Source organism: Ancylobacter sp. (assembly GCF_965229075.1).
GTDB lineage: Bacteria > Pseudomonadota > Alphaproteobacteria > Rhizobiales > Xanthobacteraceae > Ancylobacter.
Window position 1 is genome coordinate 2849601 of sequence record NZ_CBDDIO010000002.1, and the last position, 22494, is coordinate 2872094.

Consider the following 22494-nt stretch of genomic DNA (forward strand, 5'->3'; position numbering starts at 1 on the left):
GCGCGTTCCGCGCACACGGCCGGCGCATTGACTGACGGTGAAGGCGTGTTCCGGCGTCAGGCGGCGGGAGGGGCCCTTGTATGGCGGGGCGAGCGCTCGGGAGCGAAAGCGAGGCGGGCGGTGCGCGGCGCCAGCGTGCGCGCCTGCGCAGGGCTGGCCGGGAGCACGGGCGTCGTCGCTACGGGCGGCGGCAGGGCGCTGGCGGGCGCGCTCTGGCAGCCGGTGAGGCAGCAATCAGGGGTGTGGCGCCCGGATTCGCCCGGCGCGTCGGGTGCGCCATGGCTATTGAGGCACAGCGTCTGGCCGAAGGCGTCGACGGTGAGGAAGCCGGCCGCGTGAGCGCCGCTCGCCATGCCGCCGAGAAGCGCCTGCAGCACCAGCACATAGGCGACGGCAAGCACCAGCGCCAGCCGGCGCAACGGTGCGTCGGCGGGGCGGATGGGCTTGGCGGTGGTGTCGGCTGCGGACACGGCGTGCTCCCTTACCCGCGTCATAACACAGGCGGGGAGGGGCCGGAACAGCGGCACGCCGCCGCTCCCCAACCCCCGCGTCGGGGGATCAGTCGGCGGCGGCGCCCGGGCCGGCCAGTGCGCCGGGCGGACTCTTGCCGAGGATGATCATGCCGAGCACCTCGTCCTTGGTCACGTCCGAGGTGCGGGCGGTGCCGACCAGCTTGCCGTTCTTCATCACGCTCACCCGGTCTGCGAGGTCGAACACGTCGTGGATGTCGTGGCTGATGAGGAAGATGGCGATGCCCTCGGCCTTGAGCTGCTTGATCAGCTCGGCCACCTGCGCCGTTTCCTGCGGGCCGAGCGCGGCGGTGGGCTCGTCCATGATCAGGATCTTGGCGTTGAAGTGGATGGCGCGGGCGATCGCCACGGACTGGCGCTGGCCGCCGGAGAGGCCGCGCACCGGCTCCTTGAACTTGCGGAAGTTCGGGTTGAGCCGGCCCATCACCTCGCGCGTCGCTGCCTCCATGGCCACGTCGTCGAGCGTGCCCCAGGGGGTCATCAGTTCGCGGCCGAGGAAGAGATTGGCGGCGGCGTCGACATTATCGGCGAGGGCGAGGGTCTGGTAGATGGTCTCGATGCCGTAGCGCTTGGCATCGCGCGGATTGCCGATATCGGCCTTCTCGCCATTGATGCGGATTTCGCCGGCATCCGGGCGATAGGCGCCGGCGAGGATCTTGATCAGCGTCGACTTGCCGGCGCCGTTATGGCCGAGCAGGCCGACGACCTCGCCGGGATAGAGATCGACCGAGACCCCGTCGACGGCACGGATGCCGCCGAAGGAGATGCAGATGTCGCGCATGTCGACGGCAGGGGTGCCGGTCATGCGGGAGGCGCCAGGATTGGCGACGGGCGACGTGACAGCGTTCATGGTCGCGCTCCTCACTTGATCCGCTTGCGATAGACCGTGTCGATCCACACGGCGACGACCAGCACGATGCCGACCACGATGTTCTGATAGGGCGTGTCGACGCGCATCAGCACCATGCCCGACTGCAGGCTCTGCATGGCCAGCGCGCCGACCATGGCGCCGACGATGGTGCCGGAGCCGCCGGCGAGCGAGGTGCCGCCGATGACCGCCGCCGCGATGACGTACAGCTCGTCCAGCGTGCCCTGCGCATTGGTCGCCGAGTTGAGGCGGGCGGTGGAGATGGCGGCGCCGATGGCGGCGAGCGCGCCCATCAGCGCGAACACGGCCAGCGTCACGCGCTTGGTGTTGATGCCGGCAAGTTCCGCCGCCTCCGGATTGCCGCCAATGGCGAAGACATAGCGGCCGAAGCGGGTGCGGGTGGTCACAAAGGTCATGACGATGCCGACCGCGACCGCCACCAGCACGGGAATGGCGTAGCCGAAGCTGATCGACAGGCCCTCCGGCGGCACGGTGAGGCCGGCGGCCTCGGCATAGCGGCGGGCGAGCGCCGGGGGCAGCGTGTAGGCGTTGACCACCAGCGTCGCCGCGATCACGGCGAGGCAGCCGGAAATGACGAGCGTGAACTCGGCCCAGACCGGCTTCAGCGGGAAGTGGAAGCGCTGGCGCTGGCGGCGCGCCTGCACTGCGGCGAAGGCGATGGCGAGGCAGGCGATGACGGCGATCACCCAGCTCCACATCTCACCGACCGAGCCATTGGCACCGCCACCGAGCAGCTTGAAATTGTCGTCGACCAGCGGGATCGTCTTGCCCTCGGCCACCGCCCAGGCGGCGCCGCGCCACACGAGCAGGCCTCCCAGCGTGACGATGAATGCCGGCACGCCGAGATAGGCGATGACGAAGCCGTGCAGCGCGCCGATGGCGGCGCCGATGCCGATGCCGGCGGCGAGGGTGAGGACGATCACCGCGGGGTGGTTGAAGCCGAAGGTCGGCAGCAGGTAATTGACCTGGAACACCGCCATGATCATGCCGGTGACGCCGAGGATGGAGCCCACCGACAGGTCGATGTGGCGCATCACGATCACCAGCACCATGCCGGTCGACATGACGGCGATGGAGGAACTTTGGACCGAGAGGTTCCAGAGATTGCGGGCGGTGAGGAACGTGCCGCCGGCGAGGAAATCGAACACCACCCAGATGACGGCGAGGGCGCCGAGCATGCCGAGGAAGCGGACATCGATTTCCAGCGCGCCGATGAAGCTGGTGGGCGCGGCAGCGGGGGTGGAGCCGGTGGCCCGTGGGGCGGGGGCCGGCGTCGTGGTGGTGGTGTCTGTCATGAGCGTTCTCTCCCCGCCGCGCGCTGGGTGCGGTGACGCCTGCGCAGCGGCGGGGTGAGCCCCCGCCGCGCGGATCGTTACCGGACCGGCGGTTGCCGGATCAGTTGCAGGCCTTCACCGTGCCGGGCTTCACGCCCTGGCAGACCGTCGCCTTCGGCACCCAGCCGGCTTCGATGATCACGTCGAGATTGTCCTTGGTGATCGGCACGGGCTTGAGGAAGGTGGAGTTCATCGCCACGCCCTTCGGGCCGCCGGTGAAGGTGGTGGTGCCCTTCACCGCCTTGGGATCGGTGCCCTTGGCGAGGTCGATGGCGATTTCGGCGGCGCGCTTGCCGAGTTCGCGCGAATCCTTCCACACCGACACCGTCTGGGTGCCGAGCGCGATGCGGTTCAGCGCGGCGAAATCGGCGTCCTGGCCGGACACCGGCACCGAGCCGGCGAGGCCCTGGGCGGCGAGCGCGGCGATGGCGCCGCCGGCAGTGCCGTCATTGGAGGCGACGACGGCGTCGACCTTGTTGTTGTTGGCGGTCAGCATCTGCTCGGTGTTGCGCTGGGCATTGGCCGGGAGCCAGCTGTCCGTGTACGCCTCGCCGACATTCTTGATGTCGCCCTTGTCAATGGAGGGCTTCAACACTTCCATCTGGCCGGAGAACAGGAAGTCGGCATTGGGATCGGAGGCCGAGCCCTTGATAAAGATGTAATTGCCCTTCGGCTTCACCTTCATCACCTCGGCGGCCTGCAGGCGGCCGACTTCCTTGTTGTCGAAGGTGATGTAATAGGCATAGGGATTCTCGATCAGCCGGTCATAGCCGACCACCGGGATGCCCTCGTTCTGCGCCTTGGTAATGGCGGGTGCGATGGCGTCGGAATCCTGCGCCAGGATGATGAGGGCGGTGGCGCCCTGGGCGATCAGCGCCTCGACATCGGAGAGCTGTTTGGCGGCGGAGGACTGCGCGTCGGCCGAGATGTACTTGGCGCCGGCGGCGTCGAGCGCCTTCTTGATCGCGGTCTCGTCGGTCTTCCAGCGCTCTTCCTGGAAGTTCGACCAGCTCACGCCGACCACCGGCTGCTGCGCATGGGCGGCGCCCATCGCCAGGACCGTGGTGAGGGCCACGGCGGAAATCGTCAGTTTCAGATTCATCTATTCCTCCCAAAGGGGTGCGACAGGCCGGGTGCCGGTGGCTGGGCGTGCCGCCCCGAAGGGCGACGCCTGCCGCGGTCGTTATCCTGACGTTCGAACCTCATTCAGATCCGATCGCCGTCAAGTGGTTGGCCAGCGAGGACGCCGGCGGTACGGTTTCACCTCGCTTACCGAGGTGCTGATGGTCAAGGTAACAAATCGTGATGCCGGGCGCTTGTCGATCTTTGGTCTAAAGCGGCGGTCCACAGCCTGAGTTGCGTACCTCAGATTTTGAGGGCAACATGAGGCCATGTCCAGAGGTGTTTCGCGCATAACCCTGCAAGATGTCGCCCGGGAGGCCGGCGTTTCGCTGGCCACCGCCGACCGCGTGCTCAATGGCCGCGCGGGGGTGCGTGGCATCACGGCGGAGCGGGTGAAGCAGGCGGTGGCCCGCCTCGGCTACCGCCCGAACCTCGCCGCCGCCCGGCTGGCGCGGGGAGAAACCTATCGGTTCTGCTTCGTTCTGCCGGCCGGCGCCAATGTGTTCATGCGCATGCTGGCCGAGCATGTGGCGAACACGGCGAGCTGGCTGGCCGCCAACAACGCCTATATCGACACGCTGCGCGTCGACGTGTTCGCGCCGGAAACGCTGGCGACGGCGCTTGAGGGGTTGATTGGCCATTATGACGGGGTGGCGGTGGTCGCCCTCGACCATCCGCGCGTGCGGGCGGCGATCGATGACCTCGCGGCTTCCGGCATCGCCGTGGTGACGCTGGTGTCGGACGTGCCGTCCTCGCACCGCCTGCATTATGTTGGCATCGACAACATCGCCGCCGGGCGCACTGCCGCCACCCTGCTCGGCCGCTTCGCCCGCGGGCGGCGCGGCTCCATCGGCCTCATCGTCGGCACGCCGGCCCTGCGCGACCATGCCGAGCGGCAGTTCGGCTTCACCCAGGTGATGGCCGGCGAATACACGGCGCTGAAGGTTCTGCCGGTGCGCGAGAGCCTCGACGAGGACGAGCGCAATGAGACCATCGTCTCGCAGATGCTGCGCGAGGTGCCGGACCTCGTCGGCGTCTACAATGTCGGCGCCGGTAATCGCGGCATCGCCGCGGCGGTCTCCGCCGCCAACCGCGCTGGCGACCTCATCTTCATTGGCCACGACCTCACCGACGACACGCGGCGCTTCCTGCTGCGCGGGGTGATGGACGCGGTGATCAACCAGGATGCCGGGCACCAGTCGCGCTCGGCCGCCCGGGTGCTTCTGGCCCATTGCGCCGGCGAGCCGCTGCTGAACGAGCAGGAGCGCATCCGCATCGACATCTTCGTGCGGGACAACCTGCCGTGACCTTCCTTCTCCGTTGTGCCGAAAGGGTGTGAGGCATGTATCTCGGCCTCGATATTGGAACCTCCGCCATCAAGGCGGTGCTCGTCGATGACGGGCAGAACGTCCTCGCGACGGCGGAGACGCCGCTGGCGATCTCCCGTCCGCAGCCGGGCTTCAGCGAACAGAGCCCGGAGGACTGGTGGCAGGCGACGCTCGCCAGCATCGACAAGCTGAAGGCGGAACAGCCGGCGGCGCTCGCCGCCGTGCGTGGCATCGGTCTCTCCGGCCAGATGCACGGCGCGGTACTGCTCGACGCGTTCGGCAAGGTGCTGCGCCCCGCCATTCTCTGGAATGACGGGCGCTCCTCCGCCGAATGCCGCGAGCTTGAAGAACGCTTCCCGGCGCTGCACCAGGTCGCCGGCAATCTCGCTTTCCCCGGCTTCACCGCGCCCAAGCTATTGTGGGTGCGCAAGCATGAGCCGGACCTGTTCGCCCGCACGGCCAAGGTGCTGCTGCCCAAGGCCTATGTCGGCTACCGCCTGACCGGCGAGATGGTGGAGGAGATGTCGGACGCCTCAGGCACGCTGTGGCTCGATGTCGGCCGGCGCGACTGGTCGGACGAGGCACTCGCCGCCACTTTCCTCTCGCGCGAGCACATGCCGCGCCTCGTCGAGGGCAGCGCGGCGGCCGGGCGGATCAAGCCGGAACTGGCGGCGCGCTGGGGCATGGACACGCCGCCGGTGCTCGCGGGCGGGGCGGGCGACAATGCCGCCGGCGCCATCGGGCTCGGCGCCATCGGCGCCAATGACGCCTTCGTCTCGCTCGGCACCTCGGGCGTTTTGTGGGCGACGACGGATCGCTACGCGCCCAATCCGCAGTCGAGCGTCCACGCCTTCTGCCACGCCATTCCCGCCACCTGGCACCAGATGGGCGTCATCCTTTCCGCCGCCTCGGCGCTGGGCTGGTGGGCGGAACTGGCGAAGGAGGCGCCGGGCGATCTGCTGGCGCCGCTGGGCGACACGCCCAAGGCGCCCTCGCGCGCCACCTTCCTGCCTTATCTCTCCGGCGAGCGCACCCCGCACAACGACACCGCGATCCGCGCCGCCTTCATCGGCATGGACCACGATACCGGGCGCGCGGCGCTGACCCAGGCGGTGCTGGAGGGCGTGTCCTTCGCCTTCAAGGACTGCCTCGACGCGCTGACTGCCGCCGGCACGCGCCTGACCCAGGCCGATGTCATCGGCGGCGGCTCGCGCTCGCGCTTCTGGATCGCGGTGCTGGCGAGCGTGCTCGGCATTCCGCTCAACCGGATCGAGGATGGCGAGCGCGGCGGGGCCTTCGGCGCCGCGCGCCTCGCCCGCATGGCGGCGACCGGCGAGAGCCCGGCGGAGATCTGCCTGCCGCCGCGCCGCCTTGAGACCATCGAACCCGATCCCGTTCTTCAACAGGCCTATGCGGAACGCCACGCGCTCTACAAGGCGCTGTACCCCGCGCTCAAGGGAGTGACCTCATGACCGCCCGCTTCTTCCCTTCCATCGACAAGCTGACATATGCGGGCCCCGAGAGCCGGGACCCGCTCGCCTTCCACTGGTACGACAAGGACCGGGTGGTGCTGGGCAAGCGGATGGAGGACCATCTGCGCTTCGCCGTCGCCTATTGGCACAGCTTCACCTGGCCGGGCGGCGACCCCTTCGGCGGTGAGACCTTCCTGCGCCCGTGGATGCACGGCACGGATGAGCTGGCACTGGCCCGCGCCAAGGCGGATGTGGCGTTCGAGCTGTTCGACATTCTCGACGTACCGTTCTTCGCCTTCCATGACCGCGACATTGCCCCCGAAGGCAAGACGCTGGCGGAATCCAACGCCAACGTCCGCGCCATCGCCGACATCTTCGCCAAGAAGATGGAAACCTCGAAGACCAAGCTGCTCTGGGGCACGGCCAACCTGTTCTCCAACCGGCGCTTCATGTCGGGCGCGGCGACCAATCCGGACCCGGACGTGTTCGCCTATTCCGCCGCGCAGGTGAAGAACGTGCTGGAAGTCACCCATGAGCTGGGCGGCGAGAACTATGTGCTGTGGGGCGGCCGCGAGGGCTATGAGACGCTGCTCAACACCGATCTCAAGCGCGAACTCGACCAGATGGGCCGCTTCCTCAACCTGGTGGTCGAGCACAAGCACAAGATCGGCTTCAAGGGCACGATCCTTATCGAGCCGAAGCCGCAGGAGCCGACCAAGCACCAGTACGACTTCGATGTCTCCACCGTGTACGGCCTGCTCTGCCGCGCCGGGCTTGAGAAGGAAGTGAAGGTCAATATCGAGGCCAACCACGCCACGCTCGCTGGCCACAGCTTCGAGCACGAGATCGCCATGGCGGCGGCGCTCGGCATTTTCGGCTCCATTGACATGAACAAGGGGGACGCCCAGTCCGGCTGGGACACCGACCAGTTCCCGACCAATGTCGAGGACACGGCGCTCGCCATGTACGAAATCCTGCGCGCGGGCGGCTACACCACCGGCGGCACCAATTTCGATGCCAAGGTGCGGCGCCAGTCGATCGAGCCGGAAGACCTCGTCATCGCCCATGCGGCCGCCATGGATGTGTGCGCGCGCGCCCTGCTGATCGCCGCCGACATGATCGAGGACGGCGCACTGCAGAAGGCGGTCAATGAGCGCTATGCCGGCTGGGAGGCGCCCGCCAACAAGGCGATGCTCGCCGCCGACAGCTCGCTGGAAGCGATCGCCGCCCGCGTCGCGGCGGAAGGGCTCGACCCGCAGCCGCGCTCCGGCCGGCAGGAGCGGCTGGAAGCGCTGGTGGGCAGCTACCTGCGCTGAGCGCTGACGCTCTGCCACACGATCTGCGCCGGCACGGCTGGCGCAGATTTCATCAAACAGTGATTGACTTTAGGTCATAATCCTCTTTCGATCCCGTCCCAGGGAGCGACCCGTGACTCGGCGGCGCGCGAGCGCGTGCGCCCGGTTCTCAGAGGGGAAATGACGAGATGCGTCTTCATCATGTGGGAGCAGGCCTGATTGGGGCAGCGCTGGCGCTGGCCCTCGCGCTTCCCCTCGGCCCGGCCGCCGCGCAGATGCGGCCTGCCGCCGGAATGGGCAACCAGATCGTCGACGTGCCGGAAAAGCCGGGCTATGTGCCCGCGCCGGGCGAGGAACAGCTGGACCCGGCGTTCCGCCGCCAGCCGGTGTATTTCCGCACCAATGAGCCGCCGGGGACGATCATCGTCCACACTAATGAGCGCTTCCTCTATCTCGTGCTCGGCGACAACCGGGCGCTGCGCTACGGCATTGGCGTCGGCCGCGACGGTTTCCAGTGGGCCGGGTTGCAGAAGGTGAGCCGCAAGGCGGAATGGCCGGACTGGACGCCGCCGCCGGAGATGATCCAGCGCCAGCCCTATCTGCCACGCTTCATGGCCGGTGGGCCGGGCAACCCGATGGGCGCCGCCGCGCTCTATCTCGGCTCCACCGTCTACCGTATCCACGGCACCAACATGCCGAACACCATCGGCATGGCGATTTCGTCCGGCTGCTTCCGGCTGGTCAATGCCGATGTGCAGGACCTGTATAACCGCGTCCCGGTGGGGACGAAGGTGGTCATCCGGCAGGCGCCCGAGCTGTGAGCGCGTCAGCGCTCGCCGCCCGGCTTTCGATCGACATTGGGGGAAAGATGAACAGGATCGCAACCGCGCTGGCCGCCGCCGGCGTTCTGCTTTCGGCCGGCTTCGCGCAGGCGGGCACGCTGGCGGATGTAAAGGCGCGCGGCACGCTGAAATGCGGCGTCAGTCAGGGCCTCGCCGGCTTCTCCGCCAAGGACGACAAGGGCCAGTGGTCGGGCTTCGATGTCGATTTCTGCAAGGCGGTGGCGGCGGCGATCTTCGATGACGCCAGCAAGGTGGAATATGTGCCGCTTTCGGCCGAGGCGCGCTTCCCCGCTCTGCAGAAGGGCGAGGTCGATCTGCTCTCGCGCAACTCCACCTGGACCATGCAGCGCGAGGCCGATCTCGGCCTGCTGTTCGCCGCCGTGTCCTATTATGACGGCCAGGGCTTCATGGTGCCGGCGGCCAAGAATGTGATGGGCGCGCTGGAACTCGGCGGCTCCAAGGTCTGCACCCAGGCCGGCACGACCAGCGCCCTCAACGCGCAGGACTATTTCAAGCAGAACAAGATGGAGCTGGAACTGATCCAGCTTCCGACCGTCGACGAGGTGGTGAAGGCCTATGCCGACGGCAAATGCGACGTGCTGACCACCGACGTGTCGCAGCTCTATGCGCTGCGGCTCAAGCTGCCGAAGCCCGCCGACTATGTCGTGCTGCCCGACGTCATCTCCAAGGAGCCGCTCGGCCCGGTGGTGCGCCAGGGCGACGACAATTGGCTGAACATCGTCAAGTGGAGCTTCTACGCGCTGGTGAACGCGGAGGAACTCGGCATCAGCACCGCGACGCTCGACCAGGCGGCGCAGTCCACTAAGCCCGACGTGCAGCGTTTCGTCGGCTCGGACGGTGCCTATGGCGAGAAGCTGGGCCTGACCAAGGACTGGGCCATGCGCATCGTCAAGAGCGTCGGCAATTACGGCGAAGTGTTCGAGCGCAATGTCGGCGCGCAGTCGCCGCTCGGCATTCCGCGCGGCATCAACCAGCTGTGGAGCACCGGCGGCATCCAGTACGCGCCGCCGATCCGCTGACCGCCTGACGGCCGAAATGAGAGCCGGCGACCCGGATAGGGCGCCGGCTTTTTCAGTTGGGACGTAAGGAAAAGGGATTACGCCCCGCGCCACTGTGCCGGGCGCTTGGCGAGGAACGAGTCCACCCCTTCGCGGAAATCCGCGCTGCCATAGATTTCCCGCACGAGGTCGGCGTCGGCCGCACCGGGATCGTGGGCGAGGCGATCCAGCATCTGCTTGGTGACGCGCAGGGTGAGCGGCGCGTGGGCCGCGAGGCGCACACACAGCGCGTCCACCGCAGCGTCCAGCGCTTCGGGGGCGTGGATCGCGACATAGCCCGGCGGCATTTCCTCCGCCGTCGGTGTTTCCGCCGCCAGCAGCATGCGGCGGACCATGCCGAGCCCGAGCGTGGCGACCAGCCGCCGTAGATTTGCCGCCGACAGGCAATTGCCGAGCGTGCGGGCAATGGGCACGCCGAAGCGGGTGCCCGGCGTCGCCAGGCGGAAATCGCAGGCATTGGCAATGGCCATGCCGCCGCCGACCGCCCAGCCTTCCACCACCGCGACGGTGGGCACGGGAAGCTGTTCCACCAGCCGCATATAGTGCTCGACCTTCGCCTCATAGGCGAGGCCATCCTCGCCGGAGAAGCCGCGGAACTGCTCGATATCGGTGCCGGCGACGAAGGCTTTGCCGCCGGCGCCGCGCATCACCGCGACGCGGATGGCGGGATCGGCCGCGATGGCGGCGAGGGCCTGCGCCATCTCCTCATACATGCGCCAGCTCATCGCATTGCGAGCAGCGGGGCGGTCGAAGACGAGGTGAGCGACCGCGCCTTCGCAGGAGAAGCGGACGCGGCCCTCAGTGGGGGAGGGGCTTGCGGTGTCGGGGGCGCTCATGGGGCGAAGGCTCCGCGAGTGGTGAGGCTTTCCACCGCCGCTTCGTCGAGGCCAATCTCGCGCAGCACCTCGTCCGTGTGCTGGCCGAGAAGCGGAGGGTGAAGGCGCACCTGCTGCGGCGTGCCGGTGAGCTTCACCGCGAAGCCGATATTCGACACCTTGCCCTCGTGCGGGTGGTCGATCTCCATCCGCATCTGCCGGTGGCGGCCATGCTCGCTCTCGAAGGCCTGGGGGTAGGTGTACATGGTGCCGGCGGGGATGCCGACGGCGAGCAGGGTTTCCACCCACTCGTCGGACGAGCGAGTGACGAAGGTCTTTTCCAGCTCGGCGATGAGGGCCTCGCGATTGTCCAGCCGGTCGGGGATGGTGGCGAAGCGCGGATCGGCGGCCAGATCCGGCCGCTCTAGCGTCTCGCACAACTGTAGCCACAGCTTCTGACTGGTGGCGCCCATGACGAAATAGCCGTCCTGCGATTTCACCGCCTGATAGGGCGCGGTCATGCGGTTGGCGGTGCCGAGCGGGATCGGCTCGGTGCCGCGTCCCCAATATTCCGAAATGTCCCAGACGGAGAAGGCGAGCGCCGCCTCGAACAGCGAGGCGTCGATATACTGGCCCTCGCCGGTGTTCTTGGCGCCGATATAGGCGCCGAGCACGGCATAAGTGGCGAACAGGCCGCAGCCGATGTCGGCCACCGGCACGCCGGCCTTCACGGGCGGGCCGCCGGGATGGCCGGTGACGCTCATCACGCCCGACATGGCCTGCGCCATCAGATCGAAGCCGGGGCGGCCGGCCCAGGGGCCGGTCTGGCCGAAGCCGGAAATGGAGGCATAGACGAGGCGGGGATTATAGGCCCGCACCGTCTCATAATCGCATTTCAGCTTCTTCATCACGCCGGGCCGGTAGTTCTCGACCAGAATGTCGGCGGTCTTCACCAGCTCATAGAAGGCCTCGCGCCCGGCCTCGCTCTTGAGGTTGAGGGCGACGGAGCGCTTGTTGCGGTTCATGTTGAGGAAGCCCATGGAATCCGGGCCCTTCATCTTGAACCCCATGGCGCCTCGCGTCTGGTCGCCGGTGCCGGGCGGCTCGATCTTGATGACATCGGCGCCGAGATCGCCCAGCAGCATGCAGCTATAGGGGCCGGCCATCACCTGGCTGACATCGAGCACCCGCACGCCGGCGAGCGGCAGCGGCCGCGGCGCTTTCGCGGCCTCGGAGGCCGGCGCGGCGTCCGGCGGCGCCTGATCGAGAACATCGCTCATGGGTCTCTCTCCGCTCACTGATGATTTAAAATCAATAATTACAGATTGGTCGTTCACGTCCGCCATGTGGAGCGCGTGGCTCAGGCCTCCTGGGAGGCCGGCACGGACCCGCCGCGCGGGGAAGCGTCTCCGGCGCCCGCGCGCGTCCGCTCGATGAAGGCGCGGGCAATACCGGCGGTGGTGCCCATGACGTGGCGCTCCATCAGCGCGCCGAGGCGCGGGGCGTCGCGCGCCTCCAGGGCCTCGATCATCGCCTTGTGTTCCTCCACCGCCGCCGCCCAGTGATAGCGGCTCTTGCGCACCACGAAGCGGCAGGCATGGATGCGGGTAAGGATCTGCTGGTAATAGGCGGAGAGGGTGGCATTGCCGGCGATGGCGAAAAAGGCTTCGTGGATCAGACGGTTGTGCCGCAGATACTCCGCCTCCTCGTCCCTCTCGAAATGCCCCATCATGGCGTCGTGCAGGGTGCGCACGCGGGCGATGTCGTAATCGGTGGCGCGGGCGCAGGCGAGCAGGCCGGCCAGTCGCTCCAGCGAGGCCATGATCGGGAAAAGCTCCTCGATCTGCTCCTCGGTGATACGGGCGACGATGGCGCCGCGATGCGGCAGGATTTGCAGCACCCCTTCCGCCGCCAGCACCTTCAGCGCTTCGCGGATGGGGGTGCGCGAGACGCCGAAGCGCTCGCATAGCTGTTCCTCCGGCACCTTTTCCCCCGGCCGCAATTCACCCTGCAGGATCATCTCGCGCAGCGGAGCGACGAGCGATTCGTGCAGGGAATGACGGATGATCGGTGCGGAGGGCATAGGCGTTTCCGGCGCGGTGAGCGTTCAGCCTAGCGCGACGAATGAATTGCATCAATAATTATCGTTGGGGCGCACCCCCGGCGACGCGGTCACAGCCCCGCCGCGCGTTGGAGCGGCCGTTCGTCGGGATCGGGCAGGGTGCGCCGGTCGAACGCCGCCTGCGCCTGCGCGATCTCGACGAGGTTCGCTTCCACCCACTGGCCGAGCGCGATCACCGGGCCACGCAGCGAATGGCCCAGCGGGGTCAGCTCATAATCGACGCGCGGCGGAATGGTGGGGTAGACCGTGCGCGACACCAGCCCGTCGCGCTCCAGCCCGCGCAAGGTGAGGGTGAGCATGCGCTGGGAGATGCCGTTGACCATGCGCTTCATCTCGTTGAAGCGGCGCGGCCCGCCGGCCAGCAGCATGACGATGAGCACGCTCCATTTGTCGCCGACGCGCGCGAGCACGCGGCTGACCGCGAGGCAGCCCTCGGTGTGGAAAGGTGGATGTTCCTCAGTCACTTCCGTGTGCCTCAGGGTGAGTCATGTGCGTTCTTGCGGAGTTTAGCGCAGGTATCTAGTTGGGTCAGTTACAAATCGTAACCAGCCAATCACGGTGGCATCATGTCCAAGACCCTCCTTCACCTCAATTCCTCCATTCTCGGCGACCATTCGGTGAGCCGGCAGGTCAGCGCCGCCATCGTGGCGCGGCTCACCGCGGCCGATCCGTCGCTCGCCGTGGTGTATCGCGATCTCGCCGCTGACCCGCTGCCGCACGCGACGCCGGCCTCCATGCCGGCCGATCATCCGCTGTCCGGCGGCAAGGGCGATGCGGCGAGCCAGCAGGCGCTCGACGACTTCCTCGCCGCCGACATCGTGGTGATGGGCGCGCCGATGTACAATTTCTCGGTCCCCACCCAGCTGCGCGCCTGGATCGACCGCATCCTCGTGCCGGGCAAGACCTTCGCCTATGGCGCGGGCGGTGCGGTGGAGGGGCTCGCCAAGGGCAAGCGGGTGATCGTGGCGCTGGCGCGCGGCGGCAGCTATGCCGATCCGTCCTTCGCCGCCGTGGCCGAGCACGCCGAGACTTATCTGCGCTGGGTATTCGGCTTCATCGGGGTCGAGCCGGAATTCATCATCGCCGAGGGCATCGCCGCCGGCCGGCGCGAGGCGGCGCTCGAAGCCGCGCTGAAGGATGCGGCGGCGCTGAAGGCGGCGTGAGGCTCAAAAGCCTTGAGGCGTCATCCCCGGCGCTGCCGCCGGGGATGACGGGCAGGGCGCTACTCCGCCGCCTGCGAATCCGTGCCTTCCAGCGATTCATGCACCATCGCCGCCTTGTGGCGCAGGTGCAGCTTGAGGATGGCGCCGAGGCGGACGCCGTCGCGGGCCTTCAGCGCGGCCATCATCTCCTCATGGTCGTCCACCGCCTCACGCCAACGCTCGCTGGACTTCTGGGCGACGAAGCGCACCGCGTGGATGCGCACCATCAGCGTCTGGTAGAGCTGGGCCAGCGCATGGTTGCCGGCGATGTCGAAAAAGGCCTCGTGGATGCGCCGGTTGAGCCGGAGATAGGCCGCCGGGTCGCCGGCGCGGTAATGCACCAGCATCTCGTCATGCATCGCCTGCACGCGGGCGATGTCGGCATCGGTGGCGCGGGCACAGGCGGCCTCGCCGGCCAGCGCCTCCATCGCGCCCATGATGGGGAAAAGCTCGTCCACCTCCTCGGGCGAGACGCGGGCGACGCTGGCGCCGCGATTGGGGGAGAGGATGACCAGCCCCTCATTGGCCAGCACCTTCAGCGCCTCGCGCAGCGGGGTGCGGGAGACGCCGAAGCGCTGGCACAGCGCCTGTTCGGAGATCTTGTCGCCGGCCTTCAGATCGCCGCGCATGAGCATGTCGCGCAGCTGCGCGGCCAGCTCGTCATGCAGGCTGCGCCGCGGAATGATCGCCGTGTCCGACATCGCCATATGGCGAATCTCCAAATGGCCGCGCACCCGGCGCGGCACCTGCGCAAATCTACCCCTAAATCGCTCCGGCCGGCGAATTTCGCAAGGTCAACGAAGGTCGCGCGGCCGGAGCGTGAGGGTCACGCGGCGGCGCTGAGCGTGCCGCGGGCGCAGTCGGTGAGGTAATCCATCGCCGCCTGCACACCACCCTTCTTATGCGGCACGCCGGCGACCGACAGGCCCATCTCGACGCCGGACAGCGCGCCGAGAATGGTGAGGTCGTTGGTGTCGCCGAGATGGCCGATGCGGAAGACGCGGCCGGACAGCTTGGTGAGGCCGGTGCCGAGCGACATGTCGAAATGGTTCAGCGTCTTCTCGCGGAAAGCATCGGCGTCGTGGCCCTCGGGCATCAGCACGGCGGTCAGCGAGGACGAGTAGTATTTCGGGTCGCGGCAGAGCACTTCCAACCCCCAGGCGCGCACGGCGCGGCGGGTGGCCTCGGCATGGCGGTCGTGGCGGGCGAAGACGTTGTCCAGCCCTTCCTCATGCAGCATGTCGATGGCCTCGGCGAGGCCGTAGAGCAGGTTGGTGCCGGGCGTGTAGGGGAAATAGCCCTTCTCATTGTGGGGGAGCATTTCCTCCCACGACCAGAACAGCTTGGGCATGGTCGACTTCTTCGCCACCGCCAGCGCCTTGGGCGAAAGGGCGTTGAAGGAGAGGCCGGGCGGCAGCATCAGGCCCTTCTGCGAGCCGGAGACGGTGACATCGACGCCCCATTCGTCGTGGCGGAAGTCGATGGAGGCGAGGGAGGAGATGGTGTCGACCAGAAGCAGCGCCGGATGACCGGCGGCGTCGATGGCCTTGCGCACTTCGGGGATGAGCGAGATGCAGCCGGTCGAGGTCTCGTTATGGACCACGCAGACCGCCTTGATGTCGTGGTTCTTGTCCTCGCGCAGCCGCGCTTCGATGGCGTCGGCATCGGCGCCGATGCGCCAGTCGGAGGCGATGAATTCCGGGTGGAGGCCGAGCTTGATCGCCATGTTCTTCCACAGCGTGGCGAAATGGCCGGTCTCGAACATCAGCACCTTGTCGCCGGGCGAGAGCACATTGGCGAGCGCGGCTTCCCACGCGCCGGTGCCGGAGGCGGGGTAGATGATGACCGGGTTGGCGGTCTTGAAGACGCTCTTCATGCCTTCCAGGACGCGCTTGCCGAGCTTCTGGAACTCGGGTCCGCGATGGTCGATGGTCGGCATGTCCATCGCGCGCAGGATGCGATCAGGCACCGGCGTGGGGCCCGGAATCTGCAGGAAATGACGACCCGCCACCCGGGCGGCATTGCTGGACATCTTTTTCTCTCCCTTGGTCGGCGCTGATGCGCGCGCCTCTTCACGGCTGCGAGCGGGCGGCTGGTGACGACCCGCTTCCACGCCCCATCTTGCATAAATGAATTATGAATGCAAAATGCGTTTCAGTCCATGGCGGCGCGCCGGCGTCGCGAAAAAGGACATGAGGGAGCGAGACCATCATGGCGGCACGGCTGACGCCCGGACTGGAGCGGCGTCTGAAGGCGGAAGTTTCGGGAGATGTGTGGTTCGACCGCTTCAACCGCGGGCGCTACGCCACTGATGCGTCGTTCTACCAGATCATGCCGCTGGGCGTCGTCGTGCCGCGCACGACGGAGGAGGCGGAACGCGCCATTGCACTCGCACGCGCCGAGGGTATTCCTGTCACGCCGCGCGGCGGCGGCACCTCGCAATGCGGCCAGACGATCAACGATTCGCTCGTCATCGACGGGTCGAAGCATCTCAACCGCATTCTCGAACTCGATGTGGCGAACCAGCGCTGCGTGGTCGAGCCGGGCATCGTGCTCGACGACCTCAACCGGGCGCTGAAGCAGCACGGGCTGTGGTTTCCGGTGGACGTGTCCACCGCGTCGCGCGCTACCATTGGCGGCATGGCCGGCAACAACAGCTGCGGCGGGCGCTCGCTGCGCTACGGCACGATGCGCGACAATGTGCTGTCCATCGACGCCATGCTGGCGGATGGGGCCAAGGCGCATTTCGGGCCGGTGGACCACAACCTCTCCACCCTGCCGCCGGACGCGCCGCTGGCGCCGCTCGCCCGCGACCTGTTCGACCTCGGCGCGCGCGAGGCGGACGAGGTGGCGGCGCGGTTCCCCGCCGTGCAGCGGCGCGTCGGCGGCTATAATCTCGACGCGCTGGTGCCGAAGCCAAGCGGCGCCAACCTCGCCCATATCCTTGTCGGCTCCGAGGGCACGCTTGCCTATTCCACGCGGATCGAGCTGAAGCTGTGGCCGCTGATCGGCAAGAAGGTGATCGGGGCCTGCCATTTCGGCAGCTTCTACCAGGCGATGGACGCCGCCCAGCATCTGGTGAAGCTGAAGCCCATCGCGGTCGAGCTGGTGGATTCGACGCTGCTGGCGCTCGCCAGCGAAATCCCGATGTTCCAGGCGACGCTGAAGCAGTTCGTGCGCGGCGCGCCGGACGCCATCCTTTTGGTCGAGTTTGCCGAGGACGAGGCGGAGAATGAGCGCCGGCTGAGGCTGCTGGACGATACGATGGGCGATCTCGGCTTCGGCTGGGACCGGGACGGCGCGCGCTGGGGCGGCGTCGTGCCGGTGCGCGAGGCCGGTCTGCAGGCGGCGATTGCCGATGTGCGCACCTCCGGCCTCAACATCATGATGTCGATGAAGCAGGCAGGCAAACCCGTTTCTTTCGTCGAGGACTGCGCCGTGCCGTTGCCGCACCTCGCCGACTACACGGCGCGGCTGACGCAAGTGTTCGAGAAGAACGGCACCAAGGGCACCTGGTACGCTCACGCCTCCGAGGGATGCCTGCATGTGCGCCCGGTGCTCAATCTGCGGCTGGAGAAGGATGTGAAGGCGATGCGCGCCATCGCCGAGGAAGCCTTCGCCATGGTGCGCGAGTACAAGGGCTCGCATTCCGGCGAGCATGGCGACGGCATCGTGCGCTCGGAATTCCACGAGACCATGTTCGGCACCCGGCTGGTCCGTGCCTTCGAGGAGGTGAAGGACCGTTTCGACCCGAACGGGCTCTACAATCCCGGCAAGATCGTCCGCGCGCCGAAATTCGACGACCGCAGCCTGTTCCGCTACGCCCCGGACTACAAGGTGGCGCCGATGACTGCGGCGCTCGACTGGTCCGGTTATTCCGGCGAGGGCGGCGGGCTGCAGGGCGCCATCGAGATGTGCAACAACAACGGTGCCTGCCGCAAGGCGGTGGGCGGCGTGATGTGCCCGAGCTACCGCGTCACCCGCGACGAAAAGGATGTAACGCGCGGGCGCGCCAACACGCTGCGCCTCGCCCTTTCCGGCCGTCTCGGTCCCGACGCGCTGGCCTCGGACGAGATGATGGAGACGCTGAAGCTCTGCGTCTCCTGCAAGGGTTGCCGGCGCGAATGCCCGACCGGCGTCCACATGGCCAAGATGAAGATCGAGGCATTGGCGGCGCGGGCGAAGGCGAAGGGCATCGGCCTGCACCAGCGGCTCGTCGCCTATCTGCCGCACTATGCCGGCCTCGCCGCGCGCGTGCCGTGGCTGCTCAACCTGCGCGACCGGCTGCCGGGGGCGGCGAAACTGTCGGAGCGCATCGCCCAGTTCAGCGCCCGCCGCACGCTGCCGCGCTGGCGCGCGGATGCCTTCCGCGAGGACGCCGTGGCCTTCGGGCCGGAGGGCGGGCGCGAGGTGGTGCTGTTCGCCGACACCTTCAACCGCTGGTTCGAGAAGGAGAACATCGTCGCCGCGCTCGACGTGCTGACCGCGGCGGGCTACCGCGTGCACATGCCGCGCCCGGTGGACGGGCAGAAGCGCGCGCTGTGCTGCGGGCGCACCTTCCTCTCCGCCGGGCTCGTGGACCAGGCGAAAGCCGAGGCGCAGCGGGTGGTCGCCACCTACGCCCCCTTCGTGGTGCGCGGCGTGCCGGTGGTGGGGCTGGAGCCGAGTTGCCTGCTCGCCTTCCGCGACGAACTCCCGTCGATGCTGCCGGGGGAGGGGACGCAGACGCTTTCCGCCCATGCGCTGCTGATCGAGGAATTCATCGCCCGCGAGATCGACGCCGGCCGCTTCGACCTGCCGCTCGCGCCGCTGGCGGAGAAGGCGCTGCTGCACGGCCATTGCCACCAGAAGAGCTTCGGCGCGATGGGCGCGGTGGAGAAGGCGCTGCGGCTGGTGCCGGGGCTGCAGGTCGAGACGGTGGAGTCGAGCTGCTGCGGCATGGCGGGCGCGTTCGGCTATCACAGCGAGACCATCGATACGTCGCTCGCCATGGCTGAGCTCTCGCTGCTGCCGGCGGTGCGCAAGGCGGAGGCGGGAACGCTCATCGTCGCCGACGGCACATCCTGCCGCCACCAGATCCATGACGGTGCCTCGCGCGAGGCGGTGCATGTGGTGCAGGTGCTCGCGCAAAGCCTTGCGGCGGCACGGGCGGGAACGCCGGCGCGCCAACTGGAGGCAGCGGAGTAGCCACCCACTGCGCCGGCCTGTCGTTTTCAAAGCCCCCGCGCCCCGGCGCGGGGGCTTTTTCATGGCCACGGCCATCCCGGCGCGTTGGGCAAAGAAAAACCTCCCCGGTGGGCACCGGGGAGGTTGGGGTATTCAGCGCAATCGGCGGTCAGTTGGTCGGCATGACGCCGATCGAGGGGTCGCCATAGAACCACTGTGTCGGCGCCAGGGCGAACCACGGCACATAGGTGCAGATCATCAGCACCACGAGCAGCACGAACAGGAACCCCAGATTGGCCTTGGTCGTCTGCCAGATATCCGATTTGGCGATCGAGCAGGCGGCGATAAGCACCGAGGCGACCGGCGGCGTCTGTTGGCCGATGGCGAGATTGAGCGTCAGCACCAGCCCAAAATGCACCGGGTCGATGCCGACCTGCTGGATCAGCGGCAGGACGATGGGCACGGTCAGGATGATCGCCGCGGCCGAGTGCAGGAACATCCCGAGGATAAGGAACAGGATGTTGAGCAGCAGCAGCACGAGATAGGGGTTGGTGGTGAAATCGGCGATGGAGCTGGCCAGCGCCTGCGGCACCCGGCTCTCGGTCAGGAACACGCCCACCAGCGCCGAAGAGGCGACCAGGAGCATTACCACCGCCGTCTGCAGCGCGCCGTCGACGAGGGCGCGGTAAAGCGCCGTCAGGCTCAGCTCGCGGTAGACCACGATCGAGATGAACAGCGCCGCGACCACCGCAACCGCCGCGCCCTCGGTAGCGGTGACGAAGCCGCCGAAGATGCCGCCGAGGATGATGACCGGCAGCATCAGCGCCCACAGGGCTTCGCGGAACGCCGTCACCAGCCGACTCCAGGCGAAGCGCTGCTCGACGGGGAAGTCGTTCTTTACCGCATAATACCAGCTCGCCAAAGCGAGACCGGCGCCGCCGAGCAGGCCGGGCAGCAGGCCGGAGATGAACATCTTCACCACGGAGACCTGCGCCATCACCGCGTAGAGGATCATCGGGATGGAGGGGGGCAGGATGATCGCCAGGCTGGCCGAGGAAGACGAGATCGCGGCCGCGAACTCCTTGCTGTAGCCCCGGCTCTTCATCGCCGGGATCAGCAGTGAGCCGAGCGCGGCGACACCCGCGACGGCCGAGCCGGAAATCTCGGCGAAGAACATGGACGAGCCGATCGTCACCATGGCGAGGCCGCCACGGATGAAGCCTAGCATCGCCGAGGCGAGATTGATCAGCCGCCGCGAGATCGACGACGAATTCATGATGCCGCCCGCCAGGATGAATAGCGGGATGGCCAGCAGCGGGAAGTTGGTGGCGCCCTCGAACATGACCAGCGCCACATTCGGCAGCATGTCGGCGCCCTGGGTGGCCCATATGGCGACCACCGCCACCATGCCGAGAGCGACGGCGATCGGAACGTTCAGCAGCACCATGCCGAACAGGCCGAGGAACATCAGGCCCATCGTGCTGGTCATCGGGGGGTGCCTCCGCTTGCCGGGGTCTCTTGGACGGTGTCGAGCGCTTCCTTCAGTTCGTGATCCTCGAAGCCGGCACCGCGCGCCGCCGCCAGGACCTCGGGAAAGCGCATCAGCTCGGCGATGATGAACAGCACCGCCGTGATCGGGATCACCGACTGGGTGACGACCAGCGACACGTTCGGCAGGGAGACCAGCGTGCTGCCCTGGAGGATGTCGAGCACCTCAAGGCCGGTAACGGTGAGGATGACGAAGAACACCAGCACGATGATCTCCGCCACGACGGTGCTGGCGACGCGCAGCGAGGGCGGGAAGGCGTTGACGATGCCGGGAAAGCCGATATGGGCGCCGCGCAGCGCGGCCAGGGCGCTGCCGTAATAGGTGAGCCAACACAGTCCGATCGAGGCAATCTCGTCATACCAGACCAGCGAGAGGCCGACGGCGCGGAACACGAAGCCGATGACGATGATCCCGGTGAGGGCCGCCATCAGCAGCGCAGCGATGACTTCCAAGATCCGGTCGTAGGATCTTCTTATTGCGAGCATGGGTCCTATTCCACGGGCGCGGGCGCTCGGCCGCGCATTCATTAGTGAGCGGGGGGGCTTTTCCGTCAGGTCCGGCGGGGGTGGGCCGGCGACCTTGAGGTGCGCCGGCCGGAAGGGGGCTCAGGAGCCCTTGCCGAGGGCGAGGGAGTCGTCGACCAGCTTCTGGCCACCCGGCACTTCCTTCGCGAACTCCTCATAGACCGGCTTCGACGCCTCGATGAAGGCGGCCTTGTCGACCTCGTTCACCTGCATACCGGCTTCCTTGAGCTTGCCGAGCAGTTCGTCATCGAGCTTGGCCGCGATTTCAAGCGCGACGGGCTGCATCTCGACGGCGGTTTCGGCGAGCGCCTTCTGCACGTCCGGCGGCAGCTTGGACCAGCTGCGCCCGGCGGTGACATAGGCCGGCGTGTAGACGTGGCCGGTCAGCGACAGGTACTTCTGCACTTCCTGGAAGCGTGAGGGGTAGATCTGAGCCAGCGGGTTTTCCTGGCCGTCCATAACCCCGGTCTGCAGCGCGACGAAGACTTCCGACAGCGCCATCGGGCTCGGCGTGGCGCCATAGGCCTGGAACATGCGCACGCGCCACACGCCCTGCGGCACGCGCAGCTTGATGCCCTTGAGGTCCTCGGGCTTGTTGATCGGCCGGGTGTTGTTCGTGACGTGGCGGATGCCGTTCTCCCACACGCCGATGATCTCGTAGCCTTTTTCCTTGGCGATCGGGACCAGGACGGGGGTGATGACGGCGTCGCGGATCTTCGCCGCGTGATCGCGGTCCTTGACCAGATAGGGCATCTCGAAGACGCCGAACTCCGGTGCGACCGTCGTCATCACGGTCGAGGGGAGGGCGAGGTCGACGGTGCCGAGCTTGAGCTTCTTCAGCAGTTCGGTGTCGCCGCCGAGCTGGCTGGAGCCGTAGACGGCGACATGGGCCTTGTCGCCGAGCTTGGCGTTGGCGCGCTTGGCGAATTCCTGCGAGGTCTGGTCGAACAGCGAACCAGGCTCGCCCACATGGCCCAGCTTGATCTCGATGGGCGCGGCCGCCGCCGTGGCGGCAAGCAAGAGTGTGCCGGCAATCGCCGACACGATTCGCGTGATGCGGATCATGGCATGCTCCTTTGGGTTTCCTCGTGCCCGGTTTTCCGGTGCTTTTCTGTTGTGCGGAATGGCCAGGGGCCGGCGCCGGATGGCGTCGGCTATCCCTAGCAAAACCGAACTATGAATTATGAATGCAAAAATTAGCCGCCATGGCAAGGCGAGACTTGAC

General features: G+C 67.5%; 20 protein-coding genes. 7 read left to right on the forward strand and 13 right to left on the reverse strand.

Annotated elements, in window-relative coordinates; translation table 11 throughout:
* Window positions 1-56: 56 nt before the first annotated feature.
* The 4 genes from ACO07Z_RS19380 to xylF form a co-directional block, all read right to left on the reverse strand.
* Complete coding sequence (locus tag ACO07Z_RS19380) at window positions 57-470, reverse strand: hypothetical protein (protein ID WP_421700207.1); 414 nt, start codon at window positions 468-470, stop codon at window positions 57-59.
* Between the two features lie 88 nt (window positions 471-558).
* Entirely contained in the window at window positions 559-1380 is an 822-nt protein-coding gene (locus tag ACO07Z_RS19385) for an ATP-binding cassette domain-containing protein (protein ID WP_370874115.1), read from the reverse strand.
* An 11-nt stretch (window positions 1381-1391) separates the two neighbouring features.
* On the reverse strand, window positions 1392-2714 hold the full coding sequence (locus tag ACO07Z_RS19390) for a sugar ABC transporter permease (protein WP_421700208.1): 1323 nt from the start codon (window positions 2712-2714) through the stop codon (window positions 1392-1394).
* A 100-nt stretch (window positions 2715-2814) separates the two neighbouring features.
* Window positions 2815-3804 (reverse strand): D-xylose ABC transporter substrate-binding protein, encoded by a 990-nt coding sequence (gene xylF / locus ACO07Z_RS19395; protein ID WP_421700846.1) that lies wholly within the window; start codon window positions 3802-3804, stop codon window positions 2815-2817.
* A 340-nt stretch (window positions 3805-4144) separates the two neighbouring features.
* Between xylF and ACO07Z_RS19400 the strand changes: the two genes are divergently transcribed.
* From ACO07Z_RS19400 to ACO07Z_RS19420, 5 genes are all read left to right on the forward strand, one after another.
* Entirely contained in the window at window positions 4145-5182 is a 1038-nt protein-coding gene (locus ACO07Z_RS19400; protein ID WP_421700209.1) for a LacI family DNA-binding transcriptional regulator, read from the forward strand.
* Between the two features lie 35 nt (window positions 5183-5217).
* Window positions 5218-6675 (forward strand): xylulokinase, encoded by a 1458-nt coding sequence (gene xylB, locus ACO07Z_RS19405; RefSeq protein ID WP_421700210.1) that lies wholly within the window; start codon window positions 5218-5220, stop codon window positions 6673-6675.
* Window positions 6672-7991, forward strand: a complete 1320-nt coding sequence (xylA, locus tag ACO07Z_RS19410) for a xylose isomerase (protein ID WP_421700211.1) — start codon at window positions 6672-6674, stop codon at window positions 7989-7991. The genes xylB and xylA overlap by 4 nt, the downstream gene beginning before the upstream one ends.
* Before the next feature lie 167 nt (window positions 7992-8158).
* Window positions 8159-8791 carry a L,D-transpeptidase gene (locus ACO07Z_RS19415; RefSeq protein ID WP_421700212.1) on the forward strand — a complete coding sequence of 211 codons (633 nt, stop codon included), beginning with the start codon at window positions 8159-8161 and terminating at the stop codon, window positions 8789-8791.
* Window positions 8792-8838: 47 nt separating this feature from the next.
* Window positions 8839-9852 (forward strand): amino acid ABC transporter substrate-binding protein, encoded by a 1014-nt coding sequence (locus ACO07Z_RS19420; protein ID WP_421700213.1) that lies wholly within the window; start codon window positions 8839-8841, stop codon window positions 9850-9852.
* Between the two features lie 77 nt (window positions 9853-9929).
* Here the strand turns inward: ACO07Z_RS19420 and ACO07Z_RS19425 are convergent, their stop codons facing one another.
* The 4 genes from ACO07Z_RS19425 to ACO07Z_RS19440 all read right to left on the reverse strand — a co-directional run bounded on the left by ACO07Z_RS19425 (window position 9930) and on the right by ACO07Z_RS19440 (window position 13292).
* Window positions 9930-10727: an enoyl-CoA hydratase gene (locus ACO07Z_RS19425; protein ID WP_421700214.1), complete on the reverse strand. Its 798-nt coding sequence runs from the start codon at window positions 10725-10727 to the stop codon at window positions 9930-9932.
* Window positions 10724-11986, reverse strand: a complete 1263-nt coding sequence (locus ACO07Z_RS19430; protein WP_421700215.1) for a CaiB/BaiF CoA transferase family protein — start codon at window positions 11984-11986, stop codon at window positions 10724-10726. The genes ACO07Z_RS19425 and ACO07Z_RS19430 overlap by 4 nt, the downstream gene beginning before the upstream one ends.
* An 80-nt stretch (window positions 11987-12066) precedes the next feature.
* A complete protein-coding gene (locus ACO07Z_RS19435; protein ID WP_421700216.1) occupies window positions 12067-12789 on the reverse strand; it encodes a GntR family transcriptional regulator in 723 nt (240 codons plus the stop codon).
* Between the two features lie 89 nt (window positions 12790-12878).
* Entirely contained in the window at window positions 12879-13292 is a 414-nt protein-coding gene (locus ACO07Z_RS19440; RefSeq protein ID WP_421700217.1) for a winged helix-turn-helix transcriptional regulator, read from the reverse strand.
* A gap of 102 nt (window positions 13293-13394) precedes the next feature.
* Between ACO07Z_RS19440 and ACO07Z_RS19445 the strand changes: the two genes are divergently transcribed.
* The gene (locus ACO07Z_RS19445; protein ID WP_421700218.1) at window positions 13395-13991 is read left to right on the forward strand and encodes an FMN-dependent NADH-azoreductase; all 597 of its coding nucleotides are present in this window, start codon (window positions 13395-13397) and stop codon (window positions 13989-13991) included.
* A 59-nt stretch (window positions 13992-14050) separates the two neighbouring features.
* Here ACO07Z_RS19445 and ACO07Z_RS19450 read toward each other — a convergent pair whose 3' ends face one another.
* Window positions 14051-14737 carry a GntR family transcriptional regulator gene (locus ACO07Z_RS19450; protein ID WP_421700220.1) on the reverse strand — a complete coding sequence of 229 codons (687 nt, stop codon included), beginning with the start codon at window positions 14735-14737 and terminating at the stop codon, window positions 14051-14053.
* Window positions 14738-14856: 119 nt separating this feature from the next.
* On the reverse strand, window positions 14857-16062 hold the full coding sequence (locus ACO07Z_RS19455; RefSeq protein ID WP_421700221.1) for a pyridoxal-phosphate-dependent aminotransferase family protein: 1206 nt from the start codon (window positions 16060-16062) through the stop codon (window positions 14857-14859).
* 179 nt (window positions 16063-16241) lie between these two features.
* Here ACO07Z_RS19455 and ACO07Z_RS19460 point away from each other — a divergent pair, with 179 nt between their 5' ends.
* On the forward strand, window positions 16242-19217 hold the full coding sequence (locus ACO07Z_RS19460; RefSeq protein ID WP_421700222.1) for an FAD-binding and (Fe-S)-binding domain-containing protein: 2976 nt from the start codon (window positions 16242-16244) through the stop codon (window positions 19215-19217).
* A 148-nt stretch (window positions 19218-19365) separates the two neighbouring features.
* On the opposite strand, the gene ACO07Z_RS19465 is transcribed toward ACO07Z_RS19460, so the two are convergent.
* The 3 genes from ACO07Z_RS19465 to ACO07Z_RS19475 all read right to left on the reverse strand — a co-directional run bounded on the left by ACO07Z_RS19465 (window position 19366) and on the right by ACO07Z_RS19475 (window position 22334).
* Window positions 19366-20685 carry a TRAP transporter large permease gene (locus ACO07Z_RS19465; protein ID WP_421700223.1) on the reverse strand — a complete coding sequence of 440 codons (1320 nt, stop codon included), beginning with the start codon at window positions 20683-20685 and terminating at the stop codon, window positions 19366-19368.
* Window positions 20682-21197 (reverse strand): TRAP transporter small permease, encoded by a 516-nt coding sequence (locus ACO07Z_RS19470; RefSeq protein WP_421700224.1) that lies wholly within the window; start codon window positions 21195-21197, stop codon window positions 20682-20684. The genes ACO07Z_RS19465 and ACO07Z_RS19470 overlap by 4 nt, the downstream gene beginning before the upstream one ends.
* Before the next feature lie 153 nt (window positions 21198-21350).
* A complete protein-coding gene (locus ACO07Z_RS19475) occupies window positions 21351-22334 on the reverse strand; it encodes a TRAP transporter substrate-binding protein (protein ID WP_421700225.1) in 984 nt (327 codons plus the stop codon).
* Between the last annotated feature and the right edge of the window lie 160 nt (window positions 22335-22494).